The organism is Frankia sp. R43 (assembly GCF_001306465.1).
Lineage (GTDB): Bacteria > Actinomycetota > Actinomycetes > Frankiales > Frankiaceae > Parafrankia > Parafrankia irregularis.
Genome location: NZ_LFCW01000007.1, coordinates 492511 through 512264, shown reverse-complemented (window position 1 = coordinate 512264; position 19754 = coordinate 492511). Strand labels below are relative to the sequence as shown.

At 70.5% G+C, this 19754-nt stretch carries 19 protein-coding genes and 1 pseudogene; 15 read left to right on the top strand and 5 right to left on the bottom strand.

Annotation, left to right across the window (positions count from 1 at the left end; translation table 11 throughout):
* Positions 1–88 precede the first annotated feature (88 nt).
* Positions 89–853, bottom strand: a complete 765-nt coding sequence (locus tag ACG83_RS29585; RefSeq protein WP_054569506.1) for a hypothetical protein — start codon at positions 851–853, stop codon at positions 89–91.
* 279 nt (positions 854–1132) lie between these two features.
* Here ACG83_RS29585 and ACG83_RS47085 point away from each other — a divergent pair, with 279 nt between their 5' ends.
* The 3 genes from ACG83_RS47085 to ACG83_RS29570 all read left to right on the top strand — a co-directional run bounded on the left by ACG83_RS47085 (position 1133) and on the right by ACG83_RS29570 (position 3745).
* The gene (locus tag ACG83_RS47085; RefSeq protein WP_158230764.1) at positions 1133–2281 is read left to right on the top strand and encodes a sensor histidine kinase; all 1149 of its coding nucleotides are present in this window, start codon (positions 1133–1135) and stop codon (positions 2279–2281) included.
* Positions 2278–2916, top strand: a complete 639-nt coding sequence (locus tag ACG83_RS43025) for a response regulator transcription factor (RefSeq protein WP_235498272.1) — start codon at positions 2278–2280, stop codon at positions 2914–2916. The genes ACG83_RS47085 and ACG83_RS43025 overlap by 4 nt, the downstream gene beginning before the upstream one ends.
* 274 nt (positions 2917–3190) lie before the next feature.
* Positions 3191–3745, top strand: coding sequence for a DUF3592 domain-containing protein (locus tag ACG83_RS29570; RefSeq protein ID WP_161934806.1), 555 nt, complete (start codon positions 3191–3193; stop codon positions 3743–3745).
* A gap of 44 nt (positions 3746–3789) precedes the next feature.
* Here ACG83_RS29570 and ACG83_RS29565 read toward each other — a convergent pair whose 3' ends face one another.
* Positions 3790–4764 carry a zinc-binding dehydrogenase gene (locus ACG83_RS29565; protein ID WP_054569503.1) on the bottom strand — a complete coding sequence of 325 codons (975 nt, stop codon included), beginning with the start codon at positions 4762–4764 and terminating at the stop codon, positions 3790–3792.
* A gap of 6 nt (positions 4765–4770) precedes the next feature.
* Positions 4771–5253, bottom strand: coding sequence for a nuclear transport factor 2 family protein (locus ACG83_RS29560; protein ID WP_054569502.1), 483 nt, complete (start codon positions 5251–5253; stop codon positions 4771–4773).
* A 96-nt stretch (positions 5254–5349) separates the two neighbouring features.
* Here ACG83_RS29560 and ACG83_RS47795 point away from each other — a divergent pair, with 96 nt between their 5' ends.
* From ACG83_RS47795 to ACG83_RS29535, 5 genes and pseudogenes are all read left to right on the top strand, one after another.
* Positions 5350–6150: a LysR family transcriptional regulator gene (locus tag ACG83_RS47795; protein WP_304438447.1), complete on the top strand. Its 801-nt coding sequence runs from the start codon at positions 5350–5352 to the stop codon at positions 6148–6150.
* Positions 6151–6557: 407 nt separating this feature from the next.
* On the top strand, positions 6558–6806 hold the full coding sequence (locus ACG83_RS29550; RefSeq protein ID WP_054569500.1) for a type II toxin-antitoxin system Phd/YefM family antitoxin: 249 nt from the start codon (positions 6558–6560) through the stop codon (positions 6804–6806).
* Complete coding sequence (locus ACG83_RS29545) at positions 6803–7228, top strand: type II toxin-antitoxin system VapC family toxin (protein ID WP_054569499.1); 426 nt, start codon at positions 6803–6805, stop codon at positions 7226–7228. Before ACG83_RS29550 ends, ACG83_RS29545 begins: the two co-directional genes overlap by 4 nt.
* Positions 7229–7426: 198 nt before the next feature.
* A pseudogene (locus ACG83_RS29540) lies at positions 7427–7858 on the top strand (MerR family transcriptional regulator); the annotation flags it as partial.
* Positions 7859–8005: 147 nt separating this feature from the next.
* A complete protein-coding gene (locus ACG83_RS29535) occupies positions 8006–9778 on the top strand; it encodes a DUF2207 domain-containing protein (RefSeq protein WP_235498269.1) in 1773 nt (590 codons plus the stop codon).
* A 19-nt stretch (positions 9779–9797) separates the two neighbouring features.
* Here ACG83_RS29535 and ACG83_RS29530 read toward each other — a convergent pair whose 3' ends face one another.
* Positions 9798–10391, bottom strand: coding sequence for a TetR/AcrR family transcriptional regulator (locus ACG83_RS29530; protein WP_054569498.1), 594 nt, complete (start codon positions 10389–10391; stop codon positions 9798–9800).
* 63 nt (positions 10392–10454) lie between these two features.
* Here ACG83_RS29530 and ACG83_RS29525 point away from each other — a divergent pair, with 63 nt between their 5' ends.
* Positions 10455–11567, top strand: coding sequence for a hypothetical protein (locus ACG83_RS29525; RefSeq protein ID WP_063793235.1), 1113 nt, complete (start codon positions 10455–10457; stop codon positions 11565–11567).
* Between the two features lie 68 nt (positions 11568–11635).
* Here ACG83_RS29525 and ACG83_RS29520 read toward each other — a convergent pair whose 3' ends face one another.
* The gene (locus tag ACG83_RS29520; protein WP_054569497.1) at positions 11636–12478 is read right to left on the bottom strand and encodes an SDR family oxidoreductase; all 843 of its coding nucleotides are present in this window, start codon (positions 12476–12478) and stop codon (positions 11636–11638) included.
* A gap of 861 nt (positions 12479–13339) precedes the next feature.
* Between ACG83_RS29520 and ACG83_RS29515 the strand changes: the two genes are divergently transcribed.
* The 6 genes from ACG83_RS29515 (at position 13340) to ACG83_RS29490 (ending at position 19698) form a co-directional block, all read left to right on the top strand.
* Entirely contained in the window at positions 13340–13543 is a 204-nt protein-coding gene (locus ACG83_RS29515; RefSeq protein WP_235498268.1) for a 2Fe-2S iron-sulfur cluster-binding protein, read from the top strand.
* A 55-nt stretch (positions 13544–13598) separates the two neighbouring features.
* Positions 13599–14354: an iron-containing redox enzyme family protein gene (locus ACG83_RS29510; RefSeq protein ID WP_054569496.1), complete on the top strand. Its 756-nt coding sequence runs from the start codon at positions 13599–13601 to the stop codon at positions 14352–14354.
* Positions 14355–14446: 92 nt separating this feature from the next.
* Complete coding sequence (locus ACG83_RS29505; protein ID WP_054569495.1) at positions 14447–15736, top strand: acetyl-CoA carboxylase biotin carboxylase subunit family protein; 1290 nt, start codon at positions 14447–14449, stop codon at positions 15734–15736.
* A complete protein-coding gene (locus tag ACG83_RS29500; protein ID WP_054569494.1) occupies positions 15733–16962 on the top strand; it encodes an acetyl-CoA carboxylase biotin carboxylase subunit family protein in 1230 nt (409 codons plus the stop codon). Before ACG83_RS29505 ends, ACG83_RS29500 begins: the two co-directional genes overlap by 4 nt.
* Positions 16959–18380 carry a biotin carboxylase gene (locus tag ACG83_RS45550; protein WP_054569493.1) on the top strand — a complete coding sequence of 474 codons (1422 nt, stop codon included), beginning with the start codon at positions 16959–16961 and terminating at the stop codon, positions 18378–18380. The genes ACG83_RS29500 and ACG83_RS45550 overlap by 4 nt, the downstream gene beginning before the upstream one ends.
* A complete protein-coding gene (locus tag ACG83_RS29490; protein WP_054569647.1) occupies positions 18373–19698 on the top strand; it encodes an MFS transporter in 1326 nt (441 codons plus the stop codon). The genes ACG83_RS45550 and ACG83_RS29490 overlap by 8 nt, the downstream gene beginning before the upstream one ends.
* The last annotated feature ends 56 nt before the right edge of the window (positions 19699–19754 follow it).

Below are 19754 nucleotides of genomic sequence, written 5' to 3'. Positions count from 1 at the left end.
CCCGCGGCCAGAGGTGGTCGCGGGCTCCGAAGGACGAAGCGGCGGTCAAGGCCGGCAGACCTGACCGCCGCGGCCACTTCACTGGTCCCTACTGGTCGCTGCCCTTGCGCAGCCAGTGCCAGGCGAGCGCCCCCACCCACAGTTCGAAGCCGAGCGTGCTCAGGGCGAGCAGCGGGAACACGTCGCTGGCCACCAGGGTGGCGCTGCCGACGAGGCTGACCGGCAGCAGCGCGACGCCGGTGCGCCGCAGCCACGGCGCCACATCCTGCGCACGCAGGCCGAGCAGGATCGCGCCGACGAAGAACACCCGCGGCAGCACCGAGAACGCCAGCGCGAACGGCGCGGCCGCGTCCCATCCGGCGAGAATCCGCACGTCACTTCCCGTGGTCGCCGTTTCCAGGGCGATGTCGTGTAGCACCCCGGCGAACGGCCAGATGAGGGCCAGCAGGGTGCCCGCGGCGACGGCGACCGTCGCGAGCATGCCGGTGTCGTCCACCCGGCGCAGGCGCATGTGTGTCACGCCGAGAAACCCCAACAGCAGCGACCCGGAGATCATGAACACGTAGTTGCCGATCCGGTAGGCGGTCTCGGCGTCGAGCACGTTTGTGCCGCGTTCGAGCGCCGGGTCCTCCGGCGAGCCACCGTGCGGCAGCACGAACACCGCCATACAGATCATCACGACGAGCTGGCAGACGGTGAAGGCGATGCCGAAGCGCGCGCTGAGCCGTCCGACGTCCAGGCCGCCGCCGGGGCGGGCGTGGGTGGAGCGCAGGCCACCGCTCGCGCGGTCCGGGGCGTGACGGCGGGACGCGGTGTCCTCCAGAACAGCCAGAACAGGGCTGACCGTGGTCATGATCCACCTTTCATCTGGCCCATCCGGAGCCGGATCGAGCCGGGTTTCGCCGGCCTTGGTGCCGGCACCAGAAAGGTAGGAGTCGGGCGCCCGGCCCCACATCGACCGAGGGGCTGGTCGTGGAGTCAGCCCGGGATGACGCGCGGCTCATCCGGGATGACGTGGGTTTCAGCCCTGGGGCTGATGCCACGGCCGCCCCGCGCCCATACGCTCGCGATCGTGGACCGTGCCCAGGACCGACTGCCGCGATGGCTCCGGACGCCCGGGACGGACGCCACCATGGCGGCGGCGTTCACTCTCGCCGGGCTCGTGCAGACGGCGATCTACCCGATGGCGGGCGGCGTGCTGGGCCCGTTGTATGTGCTCGGCTCCACGCTGCCGCTCGCCTGGCGCCGTAGCCGGCCGGTCGAGTCCGCGCTGGTGTCGTCGGCGTTCTGGCTGATCCCGCTCGAGGGATACCCGGTGCTCGGCTACGTGGTGGTGATCCTTCAGTTCTTCGCCCTGGGAAGCCGCGGGACGCCGCGTGCCGCGGTCGCGCTGGCGACCCTGTGGGCGTGCGCGGTCTCGGTGGTCGGCACCCTCCTCGGGCCTGAGGCGCCGGTCGCCGCCATCGGTGGTGCGCTCGCGGTGGCAGCGCCGGTCGGCGTCGGGCAGGTCGTGGCGCGGCTGCGACGGCAGAACGCCGAACTCGCCAGGCTCACCGAGGACCTGCGGCGCGAGAGGCTCAACGCGGAGGAGGCGGCGGTCGGCGCCGAACGTGCCCGCATCGCCCAGGAACTGCACGACGTGGTGGGGCATGAGGTGACACTGATAGCGATCCAGGCGGAAGCCGCCGCGTACGCGCTGCGGGTGAGACCGGAGCGAGCCGCAGAGCCGGTCGAGGCCATCAGGGCCACCGCGCACCGGACACTCGCGGAGATCCGTTCCGTCCTCGACATCCTTGCGCCTGACGGCCGGGATGGTCGGGACGGCCGAGAGCCCGCCCGGGAGGATGTAGCCGAGATCTCTCGCCGCGCCGAGGACGCGGGCATCGCCAACACGCTCGTCGTCACCGGTGACCCGTGGCCCGCTCAGTCGCCCGTGTCGCTCGCGGTCGGTCGGATCGTGCGTGAATGCCTGACCAACGCGGGGCGGCACGCCCCGGGGGAGCGGGTCAGCCTCACCGTGAACTGGACCGCGAGGGAGGTCCGCCTGGAGGCGGTGAACCCAGGTGCGCCCACCCGCCCGCCGGCCCCCGGCCGAGGCCTTTCCGGGATCCGCCACCGGGCGGACCTGCTTGGCGGAACGTACCAGTCCCGAGTCCACGACGGGCTGTTCGAGATCCGGGTGACATTGCCAGCGGCATCGCCGACCTCCACCGCCGGGCCGGCGGTGCGAGAGGCCGACCCGAGCGTACGGAGCACAACGGTGGCGGGAGGCCCGCGGTGACCCGCGTACTGATCGTCGACGACCAGGATCTCGTGCGGCAGGGACTGCGGATGATCCTGGAGCTGGCCGGGATCGAGGTGGTCGGCGAGGCGCGGGACGGGGACAGCGCGGTGCGGGCCGCGTCGCGGTATCGGCCCGACGTCGTCCTCATGGACCTGCGGATGCCCGGTATGGACGGCGCCGAGGCCACCCGCCGAATCGTCGCCGCCGGTGACGCCCGGGTCATCGCGCTGACCACGTTCGACGTGGATCAGAACGTGGTGGACGCCCTGCGCGCGGGTGCCGTCGGATTCCTGTTGAAGGACGTCACGTCGGAAGGACTGGTCGACGCGGTGCGGCGCGCCGAGGCCGGCGAGCCGATCGTCGCACCCGCCGTCCTGGCCCGGATGATGGACCACTTCGCCACCCGCCCGCCCGAACAGCCCCGCCCCCCGGCCGGCCTGGACGAACTGAGCGACCGCGAACGGGACGTTCTGGCCATGATCGGGGCCGGGCGGTCAAACGCCGAGATCGCCAGCGAGTTGTTCATCAGCATGGCCACAGTGAAGACGCATGTCCGGCACATTTTCGCGAAGCTCGGCCTGCGTGACCGTGCACAGGCGGTGGTGGCCGCCCGCGACGCCAGGCTCGGCTGATCGGCCGCCCTTCGGTTGTCCCGTGAGCTGATCACTTTCGCCGAAGCAGCCTTCGCCGTCGTCCGCGGGACAGCCGCGCCCGGCACACCGGCGAGCGCTGGAGCTTCCCACGGGGTGGGCGAGGACGAGGTGGTGGAGGACGATGTGGTGACAGCCGGCGGCTGAGCCCTGATCAGCCGCCGGGGCGGGCGTCCTGGCATCCCGCTCGCCCGCCCCGGTACGCGGCGGCCTTGCCACGGCCGGCCGGTTCCCTGCCGGCGATCGGATGCACCTGGTGGGTCGGGCCTTTTCCCGGCCCGGAATCGGACACCGTCCGATCGGTGGCTTTTATTATCCCGATATGGGGTTGATCGGAAAGGTCATCGGATGCATCATCATGATCGGTTTTGGTTGCGCCCTGGTACTTAACGCCGTCGCCGGTATGAAAGCGTTTCTGGAACGTATCTGGCTACGCGTCCGGGGTAACTACGCGACCGCTACCGTGGTCGACGTCGATGTGGTCGAGGACCCCGACCGCTACACGCGGTACACGCCGACGGTGGAATTTGTTACCAGAAGGGGTGAGCGGCGGGTCGAGAGGGTGCTGTATGCGACGGCCAATGAGTACGGCGTGGGGGACCGTGTCCGAGTCTTCTACCGGCCGCAGGACCTGACCCAGGTCTTTGTCGCGGACTTTTCCCAGGGCCTCTGGGCCATCCTGTTCTTTCCCTTCCTCGTTGCCGGCGGCCTGACGATGGTCGGTCTCGGTGTACTGACCATGATCGGTGTCGACCAGGTCCACTTCGGTGGCGGCCTGGTCCTCGATCTTTCGCGGGATGTCAGTGAATAAAGGTGGCGGAATCTGCCGCAATAAAGGCCGTCCCGGTGGTCGCGTCACTGATCGCAACGAATGACAATCTTGCCGAAGTGTTCGCCGTCGAGCATCCGGGCGATCGCGGTCCGGCCCTCGCTGAGCGGCCAGACGGAATCGATGACCGGAGCGACGGATCCGGTCGCGCACAGGCGGGCAAGACGAGCGAGCTGTTCTGGTGTGCCCATGGCGCTGCCGTGGATGGACAGCGATCGGGTGAACACCTGACCGAGGTCGACCTGGGTCGTCGCGCCGGCCGTCGCTCCGGCGGTGACCAGCCGGCCTCCCGGGCGCAGGGACCGCAGGGAATGCCCGAAGGTGGCGTCGCCGACAGTGTCCATCGCCGCGTCCACCGGCTCGGGCAGCGGTTCCCCGACGGCGAACGCCGCGTGCGCGCCGAGTTCGGCGACGGCTCGGGCACCGCGCCCGGGATCTGTGCTGGTCACCCAGACCTGGGCGCCGGCGGCCCGGGCCAGGCGGATCAGTGCGGTCGACACGCCGCCCCCGGCTCCCTGGATCAGAACCCTGTCCCCGGGTCGGACTTCGGCCGGCCCGAACAGCATGCGGTAGGCGGTGAGCCAGGCGGTGCCGAGAGAGGCGGCTGCCTCCCAGGGCAACTCCGGCGGCTTGGGCACCAGATTGTGGCGGGGGACGACGACCTGGCGGGCCAGCGTGCCGTCGACACCCTGCGACAGCATCCGCAGCTGTGGGTCGTGCATCTCGTCGCCGTGCCCGCGCCGCCGGTCAGCGAGGATCGGATAGATGATCACTTCGTTGCCGTCCTCGTCGACACCCGCGCCATCGGCACCGAGGACCACCGGCAGGGCGGCGGGCGGGGTGGTGGCACGCATGGCCCAGATATCGCTGCGGTTCAGAGACGCCGTACGCAGCGTCACCGTCGTCCAGCCGGCTGGCAGGGATCGCAGCCGGTGCTCGGCGACTTCGATCGAGGACAACGGATCGTGCGGGTCGGGCCTGGTCAGCCGGACGGCGAGCATGCCGGATCACGCTCCCGCGATGACGAACGGAAGGTCATGCATGATCCGGTGGTGCCGGATCTTCCAGCCATCGCTGTGCCGGCGAAGCCGGCTGTGGACGTAGCCGGACTCGAACGGCCTGATGCTGCCCTGCGCTCCCGCCGCTCCGGCCGGCCAGCCCGAGCGGGGCTCCGCGTCGCCCTGCACGGTGTAGTTGACGAAGTGCAGGTCAAGGGTCGCGTCGTCGCCGTCGACGGCCACGATGTGGTTGAGGGTGGTGTGATGCGTCCAGCCGAACGGCGGATGCGGGGCCATCATGCCCGCGACCGCCTGGCCGATTGCCTCCGCACCGTGCAACGCGTCCAGGGCACGTGGGCCGTCCGGACCACGGTCGAGGATCTCGACCGTGGCGTCAGTGGTGAACAGCGCGGCCATGGCGGCACTGTCACGGTGATCGGTGGCCCGCACATAGCGGGCGATGACGTGGTCGATCTCGCGTTCGTCGGTCATGGCGCCAGTCCAGCAGGGGTGGCGCCGGAAAACGATGATCGATTTTTTCCCGGTCAGTACCTTCAGGGTATGGATCGGCTGGAGACACGGGAACTGGTGTACTTCGTGACCGTCGCCGAGGAACTGCATTTCGGTCGGGCCGCCGAGCGGCTCGGCATGGCGCAGCCACCGCTGTCCCGCGCCATCAGCCGCCTTGAGCGGCGGGTCGGAACGACCTTGCTGCAGCGCACCAGCAGACGGGTCGCGCTGACCTCGGCGGGGACGGCATTCCTCAAAGCCAGCCGTGACGCGCTCGATGCGATGGACAGCGCCGTCGACGCGGCGCGCCAGGCCGCCGACACGCACCCTCTGGTCCTGGCGGTGCGACCGGGCCAGGACCCGACACTCCTCGCCGCCATCCTGCGTACGTTCGACGACCACGCCGCCGGGGTGCCGGTGGAGCCCCTGTTCACCCACGACCAGGCGCGGCTGGTGCGCGACGGCGCGGCCGAAGCAGCGCTTCTGTGCAGCAGCGACGACCTCGACGGACTACACACCACTGATCTCGGCCCGCAGAGCCCCGTCGCGCTGCTCCCCGCCACCCATCGGCTGGCTGCCTGTCCGGCCGTCTCCATCGACACCCTTCGCGACCTGGACAACTTCGATGACCGGTGTCCACAGCGGCCCCTGGAGGAAATCCTGGACCTCGTGGCGCTGGGGCGCCTCGTCGTGATCGTCACCGACGCTGTCGTGACCGGGCCCGGCGCTGCTGTGGTGACGGTTCCGGTCACCGGAACACCCGCAAGCCGGTTGCTGTTCGGCTGGGCGGCGCCAACACCCCGGCCGGCGCTGGCCGGACTGATCGGAGCATCTCGGCGGGTCGCCGTTAGTCGGCGCCGCAGGCGGGCGGCGGCCTGAGCGGGCGGCGGGGAGGGCGGCCACGTGCTGGCCGATGCAGGTTCACCCGTGGCAGCGTGGCCAGGGCGAGAGCCAGCGCGGTCGCCGGCGCTGACCCGTGCCAGCTAGCGTCGCATCGCTCTCGACGTCCGTCATGACCTGGACTGTCGCGGTCCGCACGGTCTGGGCATCCGCCGGGTCGAGGGCCATCACTGGACGAGCGGTGGCGGCACGTCGCTGGTCGTCAGCAGTGGGTCTACGGAGGCCGGCAGGCGGTAGCCGGCGAGCAGTCCCGACTGCGGATCCATGCGCGCCGACCGGCTGGGGGCCGCGCGACCCTGGTCGAGACCGCAAAGCGCGAACTGAGCTCGGCGGTCCGGCACATGAACGCCGCTCGGCGCGTAATGTAGGTACGTACCTACCGGGAGGTGGTTGTGGTGGCCATCGTGTCCTCGCGAGAGTTCAACCGGGACGTGAGCGCCGTCAAGCGTGCCGCCGCCAGTGGCCCTGTGATCATCACTGATCACGGCCGCCCGTCGCACGTCCTGCTGTCGTTCGCCGAGTACCAGAGGCTCACCGGTACCGCTGGCAGTCTGGGGGACGCGTTCGTCCTGGACGAGGAGATCGACTTCGAGCCGGTGCGGCCGAGGGACTCGGTGCGTGAGGTCGACCTGTGAGCTTCCTGCTCGACACCAACGTCATCTCCGAGCTCCGTAAGCCCGCGAAACGCAGGGATGACCGATTCAACGCCTGGGCTGAGACCCTCACCCCGTCGGACACGTTCCTCTCGGTCATCACCCTGCTTGAGCTGCGCGCCGGTATCAAGAACAAGCGGCGGCAGGACGCCCGGCAGGCGGCTGTCCTGGATACCTGGCTGGACCACAGCGTGCTCCCCGCCTACGCGGGCCGGCTGCTCGATGTCGACCAGTCGGTCGCCGACTCGGCGGCGAGGCTCCACGTGCCTGACCGGCGCCCCGCCCATGACGCGCTGATCGCCGCCACGGCGCAGGTCCATGCCCTCGTGCTCGTCACGCGTAACGAGTCCGACTTCGCCCCTATGGGCGTCACGCTCGTCAACCCCTGGACGTCCCAGCCATAGTGCGGTCCTGGTGGCGTCATGGTTGGTGTTCGGCATGGGGACGGAAGGCGGGGTTCGGTTTCGGCGATGGTGCGCGGGCTTGACCTTGACACGATGTCAAGGTGTCCACTCGGTGCGGGAGGTGGTCACGATCAACCCGACAGACGGAACCCCGCGGAGCACCCGGGTGGCCGAGGCGCTGGGCGCCGGGGACGCGGATTGCTGATCGGCGATGTGGCGCGTTGCTCGGGGGTGAACACCCGAATGCTTCGGCACTACGACGCCCTTGGGCTGGTGCGACCAAACGGTCGCACCGTCGGCGGCTACCGTGAGTACTCCGCCGAGGACATCCGCAGGATCTTCCACGTGGAGAGCCTGCGGTCCCTCGGGCTCTCGCTCAAGCAGGTCGGGGCCGTGCTCGGGGACCCGACCTTCACTCCGTCCGCCCTGGTCAGCGACCTCATCCGGTGGGCCGAGGACCGTCTGGAGCGGGAGCGGGAGCTGCTCCGACGGCTCCGCGCGATCGACGCGTCGCCGCCCACCGGCTGGCAGGGCGTCCTGCGCATCGTCGAGCTTTCGGGACCCTCCGCGCGGGAAGTCCTGCGCCACTTGGCCGACGACAACGACCCTGCTGTGGCCCTCGTCGCTGCGGCTTTCGTCGGAGTTCTCGAAGCCCGCCGCGAGGACTGACGCCTTTTCCGCCGTCGCCTCGAACGCGCGGAATCAATGCGCGGGATACGCGCCGGTGGCATATTGCCGACATTGCGCGCCTCGCCCGTGCCGGTCATGGTTGTCGCCATGTCGGAGGCTTTCTCCTCGTGGAGCCCCTTCGGGGTGGTCAGCCATGTCGTGCTGGCCGGCCCCGCACTCGCGTTGTTCGTCCTGGGGCTGAAACTGATGGCCCTGCGTTTGCGGCTCGTGTTGTGGTTCCGCCTCCGCTGGGGGCCACCCCCGTCGCAGATCGCGCCGCCGGAGCCTTCCATGAACACCGATGGCGGCGAGGGCTCGGAGGCGCGCGAACGGGAGGAGCGGCTGGAGGCGGAACTCGCCCGGCGAAGAGCCGAATGGAGGGACAGTTTCTGGGGACCGGCGGTCGCGGCGACCGTCCTGGACCTGGCGCGCCGGGGCTACCTCCACATCTCGCGGGACGCCCGACATGGTCTGCTGGTCCAGCGGTCAGCCAAACCCGTGGAAAAACCGCTGGCCGGGCACGAGAGCACCGTGCTCGATCTCATCAGCGCGGAGACGGCGGCCGGCCCGCTTCCCGCCGACGTCCTGCTCACCGAGGCCCAGCCCGACGGCGAGAAATGGCACGACTGGGTCACGGCCGACGCACTGCACCGGCCACGGCAGTATCAGCGGCTGGTGACGAAGCTCTGGGTGGCATCCGCCCTGTTCGGGCTGACCTACGCGATGATCAACGGTCTGATCGAGGCGGACTTCTGGGTCGCCCCCGAGGTCCGCACCGAGAACACGCTGAACTCGCGCTTTCAGGCCTGGTTCAACGGATTCTTCTGGGGAGCGCTGCTGACCGCGATGGTGACCGGCGTTTTCTACGCCTGGACGAACGGGTGGCGCCGCTCGCTCCACAACGCACAGGTGAAGCGGACAACGAGAGCGATCGACGCCGAACCCGCGCTGGCGACAGCCACCGCGGACGAGATCGAGCGATTCGGGATCGCACTCGTGTACGCCGCCGCGCTCGGCCGCGCTCCCGCCGCGGTCGCTCCCTTCACCCGCGCTGCCGCATCCAGCACAGGATCCTGGACCCCCCGCGGCGGGACGCCCCGGTTCGTCACCATCGACCAGCCATCGCCATCGCCATCGACGTCGACGTCGATGTCCACGTCGACATCCACCGACGCGGACATCGCTGGTTCCGAGACCCTGGTCGGCCACGTGCTGCGTTCGTGGACCGACTCGTCCGGAGTGTGGGTTGCCCTTGACGAAACCGATGGCCGCGGCGACCGGACGCCCGCCCGCCCGATCGGCGGCCTCGTCGGCCCCCTGCCGAGACGCCACACCCGGGTACGCCTGACCCGCCACAGCGGTCAGACCACCTGGGTGGTGAGCACCCTCGAACACGCCCCCGGACCACCGCCGGCCTGGGTGGCACTCCGCGACCTCCTGTCCATGGCCGAACTGGAGCGGCTGCTACCCGGGGGCGAGGTCAGGAGCAACGGCCGGGGGCAATGGGTGATCCGTCATCCGCACGCGCCGACCGTGCTGATCAGGGTCAGCCTGTGGGCTAGCCGGCGCCCGCCGGGCAGGCTCCTGCTGGCGCTGGGCGGCCGGCGCCGCCACCAGCCCACACCCGGCACGGCGGACGTCGCGGGCCGCCACCATGCCCTCGTCCGCGTCGGGGACGTCACCGCTCTCGTGCTGGCCATCGACCGGCACAGGACGGATCGACAGGACACGATCGCCGCCCTGGTCTGGCTCATCGCCGCCCGGCTCGGCGCGCCCGTCGGCGAGCCTCCGCCGGCCCTCTCCGGCCCCTCCGGCCCTGTCGACACCGCCGGCCCCGCGGACACCGAAGAGGATCGGCCGTCGCCGGCCTCGCCTTCGTAGCCGTTCCACCCGGCACTGGTCAGCCGGGCCGCCGGCCGTGACCGGCGGCTGCTCGGAGCAGCGGCATGAGGATGACGTCGACGATGGACCGCAGGGCGGCGTCGGACGGTGTCCCCGTCACGAGTATCTCGTGGCGGACGAGGTCGATCGGGAGTGCCAGCAGACGGCTGGGCAGGTGTGCGTCGCCGAGCTCGCCGCGTTGCCGGGCGTGGTCGACGATCGGCTGGACCAGCTGGGTGCCACGGGCGACCAGCAGCTCCCGCAACGACTCGGCGGCTGAGGGCGGCAGCTCGGCCATCAGAGTGAGCAGCACAGAGCGGTCACTGGCGTCGACGACCGTTCGCACCTGCTCCAGCAGGGCCAGCAGATCGCCGGCGAGACTCCCGGTGTCGGGCGACACGATTGTCGTCGCGTTCGCTCGAACGGTGGCTGCGGCGACCATCTCGGCCTTGGTCGGCCAGCGGCGGTAGAGCACGGGCTTGCTGGTCTCGGCGCGTGCCGCGACGCCCTCGAAGGTGAGTCCCGCGTACCCGTGCTCGGTGAGCTCGGCGGTGACCGCTTCGAGGATCGCCTGCTCCAGGGCCTCGCCACGTCGTCTGGTTGTCTTCGCCACAGCCCTGTAGGATACGCTACGTTTCTGAATTAAGATACGATCCGTTTCTTATGGAGGTGTCTCATGGCCAGCACTCCACCTGCCGCGCCCGTTGATGACCGCCAGACCGGGTCGGAGACCGCCCCCGCCGTGAGCGCCGCAGCCGCAGCCGCGGCCGCAGCCGCAGCCTCGGTGTCGGTATCGGTATCGGTACGCAAGATCGTCACGGTTGTCCTTGGGCTGACCGCACTTCTGGCCGTGCTGCTGCTCGCGTTCGGGCTCCCGGCGTCCAACACCGGTGCGCACGGTGTCCCGATCGGCGTCGTCGCCGACGGCGCCGGGGCGGAGCAGGCCGCGGACCAGCTCCGCGGCTTCACCGTGACCCGGTACGAGACCGCCGCCGCGGCCCGGACCGCGATCCTGCACCGTGACATCTACGGCGCCCTCGACCTCAGCTCGGGTGGCACGGTGCGGGTGCAGGTCGCCTCGGCATCGAGCTACTCCGCCGCCCAGCTGGTTGAGCAGGCGGCCGGCGCCGTGGCCTCGTCGCGGGGGGCGACCACGACGGTCCAGGATGTCCGGCCCTTCCCGGCTGACGACACGCACGGAGCCGGCCTCTCGGCTGGCGCCCTGCCGATGGCGCTGGGTGGCTGGATCGGCGCGGTCGTCATCATGCTCCTCATCCAGACACCGGGCCGCCGCGTCGCCGCTGCTCTCGGCCTCGCGGTTGCGGGCGGTTTCGCGCTCACCGCGGTCATCCGGTTCGTCATCGGGACCTTCGACACCAACTATCTGATCACCTCGACGGGCGCGATGCTCGGGCTGGCCGCCACGGCCATGACCGTCCTCGGGCTGCGCAACCTGCTGGGCGGACTCGGTCTCGGGATCGCCGCCGTCGCTCTCGTCGTGCTCGGTAACCCGCTCTCGGGCCTGGCGAGTGCGCCCGAGATGCTGCCGAGGCCCTGGGGTGCCCTCGGCCAGTTCCTTCCGCCGGGGGCGGTCGGCACGCTGCTCCGCGACCTCGCCCTCTTCGACGGCCACGGCAGCACCCGGCCACTCCTGGTCCTGCTCGGCTGGCTCGCGGGCGGCTGCCTGTGCTTCTGGCTCGGTGTACGCCGCAACCGCGACCAGCTTCAGTCCGAGCACCTCGAGTCCGAGATCGAGGAGGCCATCGGTGAAACCCCCGCCGTCGCATGACGAGCGTCGGTGTTCTCCCGTTTCCGGCCGCTGTCGGCCACGCCGTGCTGCTCCGGCGCCAGGGCCGTTCAGACGCCTCGGGCCATCGCGATCATGCCCTTGAGGGTGAGGCCGGCCCTGGTCCCGCCGTCGCAGAGGATGTCGGTGCCGGTGAGGTAGCCGGGTCGGTCGCCGGCGCAGAAGGCGAGCAGCTCGGCGATCTCGTCGGCCCGGCCGAAGCGCTTGAGGGCGGCGTGGTCGAGGAGCTTCCCGGCGCCGCTGGCCTCCTCGAGCCGGCCCATGGCGGTGTCGAACGAGCCGGGGGAGACGGACAGGATGCGGGCGCCCTTCGCGCCGAACGCCGCGGCCTGGCGCTGGGAGTACCAGATGACGAAGTTCTTGCTGAGCGAGTAGGCCGAGCCGGGGCGTGACGACTTCGGGCCGCGGCTCGCGGCCGCGACCAACTTCTGGGTGAACCTCTCGACGTCCACGTCGGCCAGCTTGTAGGCCCGCTTCGGGATGAGGAAGCCGGGGAGCATGTGCCCGGCGATGGAGGCCACGTTGACGAGCGCGAAGCCCTCGCCCGCCACGGCCAGCGCGGCCTGGGTGACGTGGATCGTGCCGAGCGCGTTGATCCGGATGATGGTGTCGGCCGAGCCCATCTGCGGGCTGACGCCGGCGGTGTGCACGACGGCCGTGACCGGTCCCGACTCGCCGGCGCGGGTGAACAGGGCCGTGACCGCGGCCCGGTCGGTGATGTCGCAGGCGACGCCGTCCGCCTCGACGCCCAGTTCCTTCAGCCCGGTGACGGCGTCGTCGAGCCGCTGCCCGTTGACGTCGCTGATGACCACACGATGGTCGCGGCCGAGGATTCGGGCGGTCGCGAGCCCCATGCCGCCCGCGCCGCCCGTGATGACAGCGGTCTTCGGCATGGTGTCCTCCGTGTCCTCCGGCGGGTCTTTCAGGCGTCATGTGCGGCCCCGTCCCATTGTCCGGGTGCACGCGCTGCGGGGCGAACGGTCGGCGGGCGTGGACGGTGACGGCGCCGGCGCCGGCGATGGCGATGGCGACGTGGACGGTGACCCGAGGCCACCAGGCGTCGGGGGATCGTCGCGCCCACGACAGGATCCGGAACCGGCCCGTTCTCGGTGGGCCGACGGCCCGACCCGAAAGGGCGCCACAAAGACAGAGTGACGCTCCGGTGGCCCGGTTCCGTGTCCTGTCAAGCCTGTTAACCCACCAATCGTGCTTCTGTTGGGACTGTCGTGTCACGCGCTGGACAGACCTGCGACGCCGTGTCAGCTGATGGTTGCGGGGAGCGGCACGTAAAGTAATTCGCGTAGCCCGTCACCGAACGGTAACCGGATGGTTTCGGTGTAGGTGGCCGACGCTATCCAGGTCTGCCGAAAGACGGTTACGGAAAACCTCCCGGACGGTGAACGCCGCTGTGGTTCCAGAATATTTGCGGTAGCTCACCAAAGGGGATTGACAAGCGTTGTCGTGTTTCCTTGCGCGGCATCCACCGTGATGTTCTGCCGGATGTCGAAGCAGGCGCGATCGGTTCAGAAGATCTTGTAGTCACCGGGACTGTCCGAAGAGAAGGCGCCGGATCCCCCCGGTGTGGGGGAACCGGGCCGGAGCGCTGAAGGAGTCACTGTGGTCGACGACGGTTCTGCGTCTGGCTGGTCGGCTGTCCGCCCGACCGGACGGCATGGAGGTGCCGAATGCCAAGTCTGAAATTTGTCAATGCCGATGAGACGGTCGAATTCGATGGTTGTGTTGAGCTCATCGAGATGGACGACATCATCACGTTCGGCTGCAGATCCGGCAGGTGTGGAATCTGCGTCGTACGGATCGTGAGCGGCGGCGAGAACCTGTCGCCGCGAACGGCCCGGGAGGAACGGCTCTTCGGGCTCCTCGGCGAAGAGAGCCCGGCGATGCGCCTGGCCTGTCAGAGCAGGGCCTACGGCGACGCCGTCCTGGACGAGATCAACTGAGCGCGCCCCCCGAACCCAGCTTCTACCAGCTTCTACCAGCACCGGGAGTAGTGACATGCAGACCTCGAACCGCCTCACCCACAGTGCCCTGCTGCGCCGCAAGCCGTTCCTTTCCGGCGCCGACAGCGCCCGGGCCAAGCAGGACATCGACGCCTTCCTGGACGCGAAGATCGAGGAGTGGAACGCGACCGTACCGTTCGCGAGACACCTTGAAGGCACCGAAATTCATATGCAGTACTACCGGCAGACGCTGATCGAGCACGCCTGGCGTATCCGGCTGATGCGCACCGCGCAGTCCTATGCACTCCACAAGATCACCCGCGTCAACGCGGAGGCGGCGAAGCTCTACGCCGCCTATCAGGACGAGGAGATGCTGCACGACGTCCTGTTCATGAAGGACGCCGAGAAGGTGGGGCTCTCGGCCGAGGACATCTTCGCGACCGAGCCGAATCTCCACACCCGCCTGCTGGCCGGCTACCTGTACTTCGTCGCGGAGCACGAGAAGGTGCTCGGCGTGATCTGCTACAGCTATCTGGTGGAATACACCACGCAGAAGATCACCCCGAAGCAGATCAAGGCCATGCGCACGTCGCTCGGCAAGGACATGATTGTCGGCCAGGCCGCACACCTGAACACGGACCTCGTCGAGGACCACACCCAGGACATGTGGAACATCCTCAGCCTCTTCGTCGAGAGCGAGCAGGACATCGTCGACATCAAGCGGTACTTCGACGAGATCCAGGAGCTGCTCAGGCAGTTCTTCGTGGACATTTACCAGCGTTTCGGCACCGCCGAGCTCCAGTCGGCCTGACACCGGCGCACAGTCTGATCCCGCCGGGTCGGCGGCCACCCCGCCACACCTGCCACCGACCCGGCCCGCGTCCTCGAGAACGGATTATCGGCATGGCTGGGAATTCTGCCTTTCTCATTCTCGCGCACCAGCTCAAGACCATGGTGCCGCCGCTGGCCGAGGCCCTGCGCCAGCGCGGGATCACCCCCTACGTCCTGTCGTCGCGTCCCGCGCAGGACGCCGGGACGCCGGAATGGCGCTCGCAGGTCGCGGGGCTGCATGTCACCGACGGCCACGCCGTGCGCCAGGCCGACGTCGACGCCGAGCTCGCACGGCTGGCGGCGTCCGGCGTCCGGCTGCTCGGCTGCATCACCGTCTGGGACGCCTACCGGGAGCTGATGGCGTACGCGAACCGCTCGCTCGGCGTCGCTGACCTGACCGAACAGACCGTCCGCGGCCTGCGGGACAAGCTGACGATGCGCGGGCAGCTGCGTGAGCACGGCCTGTCGCAGGTGGCGGCCTGGCCGTTCGACGAGGAGCGCTACGCGGCCCTGGCCGACCCGTCCCGGTACTTCGTCAAGCCGCGCACCGGGTTCGCCTCGCTGGGCGCGCAGCGCGCCGACCGGCTCACCGGTGCCGCCGAGCTGGAGCGGCTCTGGGAACGCGCGGCGAGCGACGTCGCCTACGCCGGCGCCTTCGAGGGCACCCCGTCGTTCCTCATCGAGGAGTTCATCGACGGCGTGGAATGCAGCTTCGAGGTCAGCGTCGAGCGCGGCTCGGCGACGGTGCACGCGGTGCACGAGAAGGTCGACCTGCGTGAGTCCGGGCGGACGGTGCTCGAGAACGCCTGCGCCTGCCCGCCCGTCTCGCTGGACGCCGCGGTGGTCGCGCACGGCGTCGAACACATCGCGCTCGCACTGAAGGCGCTGGGCGTGGACACCGGCGTGCACCATGTCGAGGCCCGGTACACCAGCCGGGGCACCTGGGAGATCGTCGAGGTCAACCTGCGGATCGGCGGCGCGTACATCGTCCCCAGCACGCGGCTGCACAGCGGTGTGGACCTGATGGGCCGGTGGATCGACCTGCTGCTGGGAGACGCCGGCCAGCGGACGGCCGAGCGGTCACCGGCTGGCGAGCCTGCGGGCGACGGCGTGCGCAGGACCTTCTTCCGGGTGTTCTTCGGCGAGCCGGGGCGCCACGTCGCCCGGCTGAGCCGCCGGCCGGGCCGGATCGAGGTCCTGGAGGACAAGGTCTTCGTCCACGAGGGCGACACGCTCCCGCACGTCGATCGGGAGATCTTCGTCGGCCAGGCGCTGTGGGACATCACCGCGCTCGGCCCCGACCTGCCGGCCGACTTCGTCGCCGAGACGGAGTCCTATCTGGAGATCGGCTACCGGCCATGAACATCGTCATCCTGCATCGCATCCCGTTCGCGAAGATCCGCTACGACCTGGCCGTCGACCACGGCCGCCACACCGTGCGCTACCTCAGCGCGACCGGCACCACCGACGGCCTGCCGGCCGGTGCGGGCCGACGTGTCCTGACCACCCCGACCGTGGACGTCGACGCGCTGGCCGCCCAGCACGCCGACTGGCTCGGCAGCGCGGACCGGCTGATCGCCCGCTCCGAATACGACCTGCTGCCGGCGGCGCACCTGCGCGAGAGGTTCGGCATCCCCGGCGACCGGCCGGCCGACATCGCGCCGCTGCGGGACAAGTGGCTGATGCGCACCCGCGCCGCGGCCGCCGGCATCGCGCAGCCCGCGTTCTGGAGCGTCGCGGACTTCCGCCGCAACCCGCCCGCCACCGGTACGTATCTGATCAAGCCGCGCCTGGAGGCGTCCAGCACCGGCATCGAGACCGGTGACGCCCGGCACATCCTCGACCGCCTCGCCGCACGCCCGGCGACGTCCGACACATCCAAGGCGTCCGACACATCCAAGGCGTCGGACATATCGAACACATCCGACATGTCCGATGTGTTCGTCGAGGAGTTCGTGCCCGGCCAGATCTGGCACCTCGACGGCTACCTGCGCCACGGCGTCGTCCGCACCGTGACGAGCAGCGTCTACGTCGGGGACTGCCTGAACTTCGCCCACGGCAGCCCGCTCGGCTCCGCGCAGACCCCGGACGAACCGGAGGCGCTGGCGCTGCTGCGCCGCACCCTGCCCGTCCTCGGCCAGCGCGACGGCGCCTTCCACTTCGAGCTGATCCGGACCGGCGACGGCCGGTTCCTGTTCCTGGAGACGGCGGGCCGGGTCGGCGGCGCCGGCGTCGCGGAGACGTTCGAGCTGCGCACCGGCGTCAACCTCTACCAGGTGGACCTGGCACACCAGCTGTACGGCGACATCGACGAGCCCACCACCCGGCCCTCGGCGCACTGGTACGGCTGGTTCGTCTTCCCGGCGCACCACCGCGCCGAGGGCACCAGCGTCGACTTCGACCCGGGCCGCTTCGCCGGGCGCCTGGTCTCCTACGTGCACAACGACCGCCCCGCGGCCAAGGCCGGCGAGATCAGCTACGCGGCGGCGGCGACACCGCTGTCAGGGGTGGTCCGCGGCAGCGCCGAGGGCCTGCGCGACACGCTCGCCGAGATCTGCACGCAGACATCCGTCCTGGAGCCGGTATGAGCACCGCGTGCTTCGTCCTCACCGGCTACAACAACACCCGCGTCTACGACGTCGCGAAGCTGCGCGACCTGTGCCACCAGGAGTACCGGGCCCGGCTCGTCCTGGTCACGGACCAGCCGAAGCCGCAGGACGCCGCCGCCGCCGACCTCGTGATCGCCGCCCCCCTGAGCCCGCTCGACCAGCTCAACCAGCTCGACCAGCTCAACCAGCTCGACCAGCTCAACCAGCTCGACCAGCTCAACCAGCTCGACCAGCTCAACCAGCTCGACCAGCCCGGCCGGCCCGGCCTGGACGACGGATCGGATGAGCCGCCGCCGGATGCGGCCGCCGTGGCCGGGCAGGTCGCCGCGCGGCTGGACCGCCACGACCTGCGGCCGATCGGGGTGCTGCCGTTCTCCGACCGGGGCGTTGTGCTGGGGGCGCACCTGGCGGCGCGGTTCGGGCTGCCCGGCGCCGAGCCGGCCCGAGCGGCGCTCGGCCTCGACAAGCATCGGTTCCGTGCGGTCGAGGCCGCGTCCGCCGACCATCCGACCGGCTACACGCCGCTGCGCAGCCTGGTCGTCCACTCGCTGGCCGAGTTCGAGGCCGCCGTCGCACGCTTCGGCGGCACGGCGTTCGTCAAGCCGACCAGCGAGGGCAACAGCCGCGGCTGCCAGCATGTGCCGGACCTCGCCGCCTGCCCGGCCCTGTGGGCGGCCCTGGAGCCCTACCACGACCGTGGCGTGATGGTGGAGACACTGGTGACCGGCGCCCGCGAGTACAGCTGGGACTTCGTCGGCGGCGCGCGCTGGCTGACGGAGAAGCGCACCACCTCGGGCCGGTTCCGCGCCGAGTTTCAGCAGATCGTGCCGGCGCCGCTGGACGAGGTGCAGACCGCCCTGCTCGACCAGGGCGGCGCGCATGTCCGGCAGCTGGTGTCCCCGTCCAACGGGGCGTTCCACACCGAGCTGTTCCTGCTGGAGCAGGGGGTGGCGGCGGTCGAGACCAACCTGCGCCCCGGCGGCATGCACATCTGGGACCTGGCCAGGCTCGCCTTCCCCGGCTTCGATCCCTGGCGGGAATGGCTGCGCTGGTCGACCACGGGTGCGGTGGTGCACAGCCGGCCGCAGGCCCAGGCGGTGAGCGGCATCCGCATGCTGCGCGCGCCGCGGGACGGCGTCGTCGCCTCGGTCCCGGACGTCGCGGCCGTGGCGGACGAGCTCGGCATCCCGCTGCATGACGGGGAGCTCCGCGCGGCGCCCGGGCAGCGGGTGCGCACCGAGATCGCGGACAACGCCGGCTTCGTCGGGCAGATCATCCTGGTCGCCGACGACGCCGCGACGCTGTTGGACCGCCTCGACCGGCTCAGCGAGGCCGTCGAGGAACGGATCGACGTCGACGTCGACGTCGATGGCCGGGCGGGGCGGGGTCATGGGTAGCTGGCGGCTGCGGGTGTTCCTGGGCGCCCGCGTCCTGTCGACGCTGGGCGACCAGGTGCTCCAGTTCGCCGTGCCACTGATCATCTACACCGCGACGGGCAGCGTGTCGCTGGCGGGCCTGGCGTTCCTGGTCGAATGGCTGCCGCGGCTGAGCTCCCTTCCGCTGGCCGGGGTGCTGTCCGACCGGTTCGGTGGACGTCGGGTCTACGCGGCCAGCGACAGCATCCGGGCGGTGGCCTGCCTGCTCACCGCGCTGGCGCTGGCCAGCTGGCCGGGGCATGCCTTCGGGCTGACCGCGGCGCTCATGGCGCTGTGCGCGTTCTGCTACGCCCAGACGTTCATCGCGCTCGAGTCGACCATCCCGCAGCTGGTGCCGCAGAAGGACCTGGCGAAGGCCCAGAGCGTGCTGCAGATCATCAACAGCGGGTCCGGGGTCTTCGGACCGGCCCTGGGCGGGCTGATGCTGCTCTGGGTGTCCCCGACGCGGCTGCTGTGGGTGAGCGGGGTGGCGTTCGCGGTGGGTGCGTGCGGTGTCGCCGCGCTGCGCGGCCTCGGCGCACCGGCCACACCGGCCACGGCCGCGCGGGCCACGGCCGCACCAGCCGTGCCAGCCGCGGGCGGACCGGTCGCGGGTGGACGGGCCGCGGGCGTGCCGGTGGACGCGCGGCGCAGTGTGCTCGGCGACCTGCGGGTCGGCGTCCGCAGCCTGGCCGGGGCGCCGATCCTGCTGTCCCTGGTCGGGCTGACGATGGTCGCCAACCTGATGGTGGGTCTCGCCGTGGCCACCGGAGCACCCCTGACCGTCGGGCATTTCCACCAGCGCGACGCGGTCTTCGCGACGCTGCAGATCACGGTCGGGGTGTTCTCGATCGTCACCCTGGCGTCGATGACGTGGCTGTTGCGGCGCCTGTCCGTCTACCGGATCGGCGTGCTGTCGTTCCTGGTCAGCGTCGCCGGGGTGGTTCTCATCGGGGTCGCGCCGCTGTTCCCGCTGTATGTGCTCGGCTATGGCCTGTGCCTCGGCATGACCGGGCTGTTCAACGTCTTCATCCGGGTCGAGCGGCTGCACTGGATCGCCCCGGCCGAACGGGGCCGCGTCATCAGCCTGATCGTGCTGCTGAACCAGAGCACACTGCCCCTGGCCGGTGGGCTGGTCGCGCTGGTCGGCGCGGTGCTGCCGGTGCAGGTGCTGTTCCTCGCCGTCGCGGTGCTGGCCTGGCCCGCCTATGCGCTGCTGTTGCGCCCGCTGGGCGCGCAGGCCATGACGGCCCGCCCGGCCGCCCCGGCCGTGCCGGTGCGAGTACCGGTGGCGAGGTGACGCGTCCTGCCGAGGGTCTCCTCCGCGCCGACCCACCACCGCCCGCGGTCCTGCGG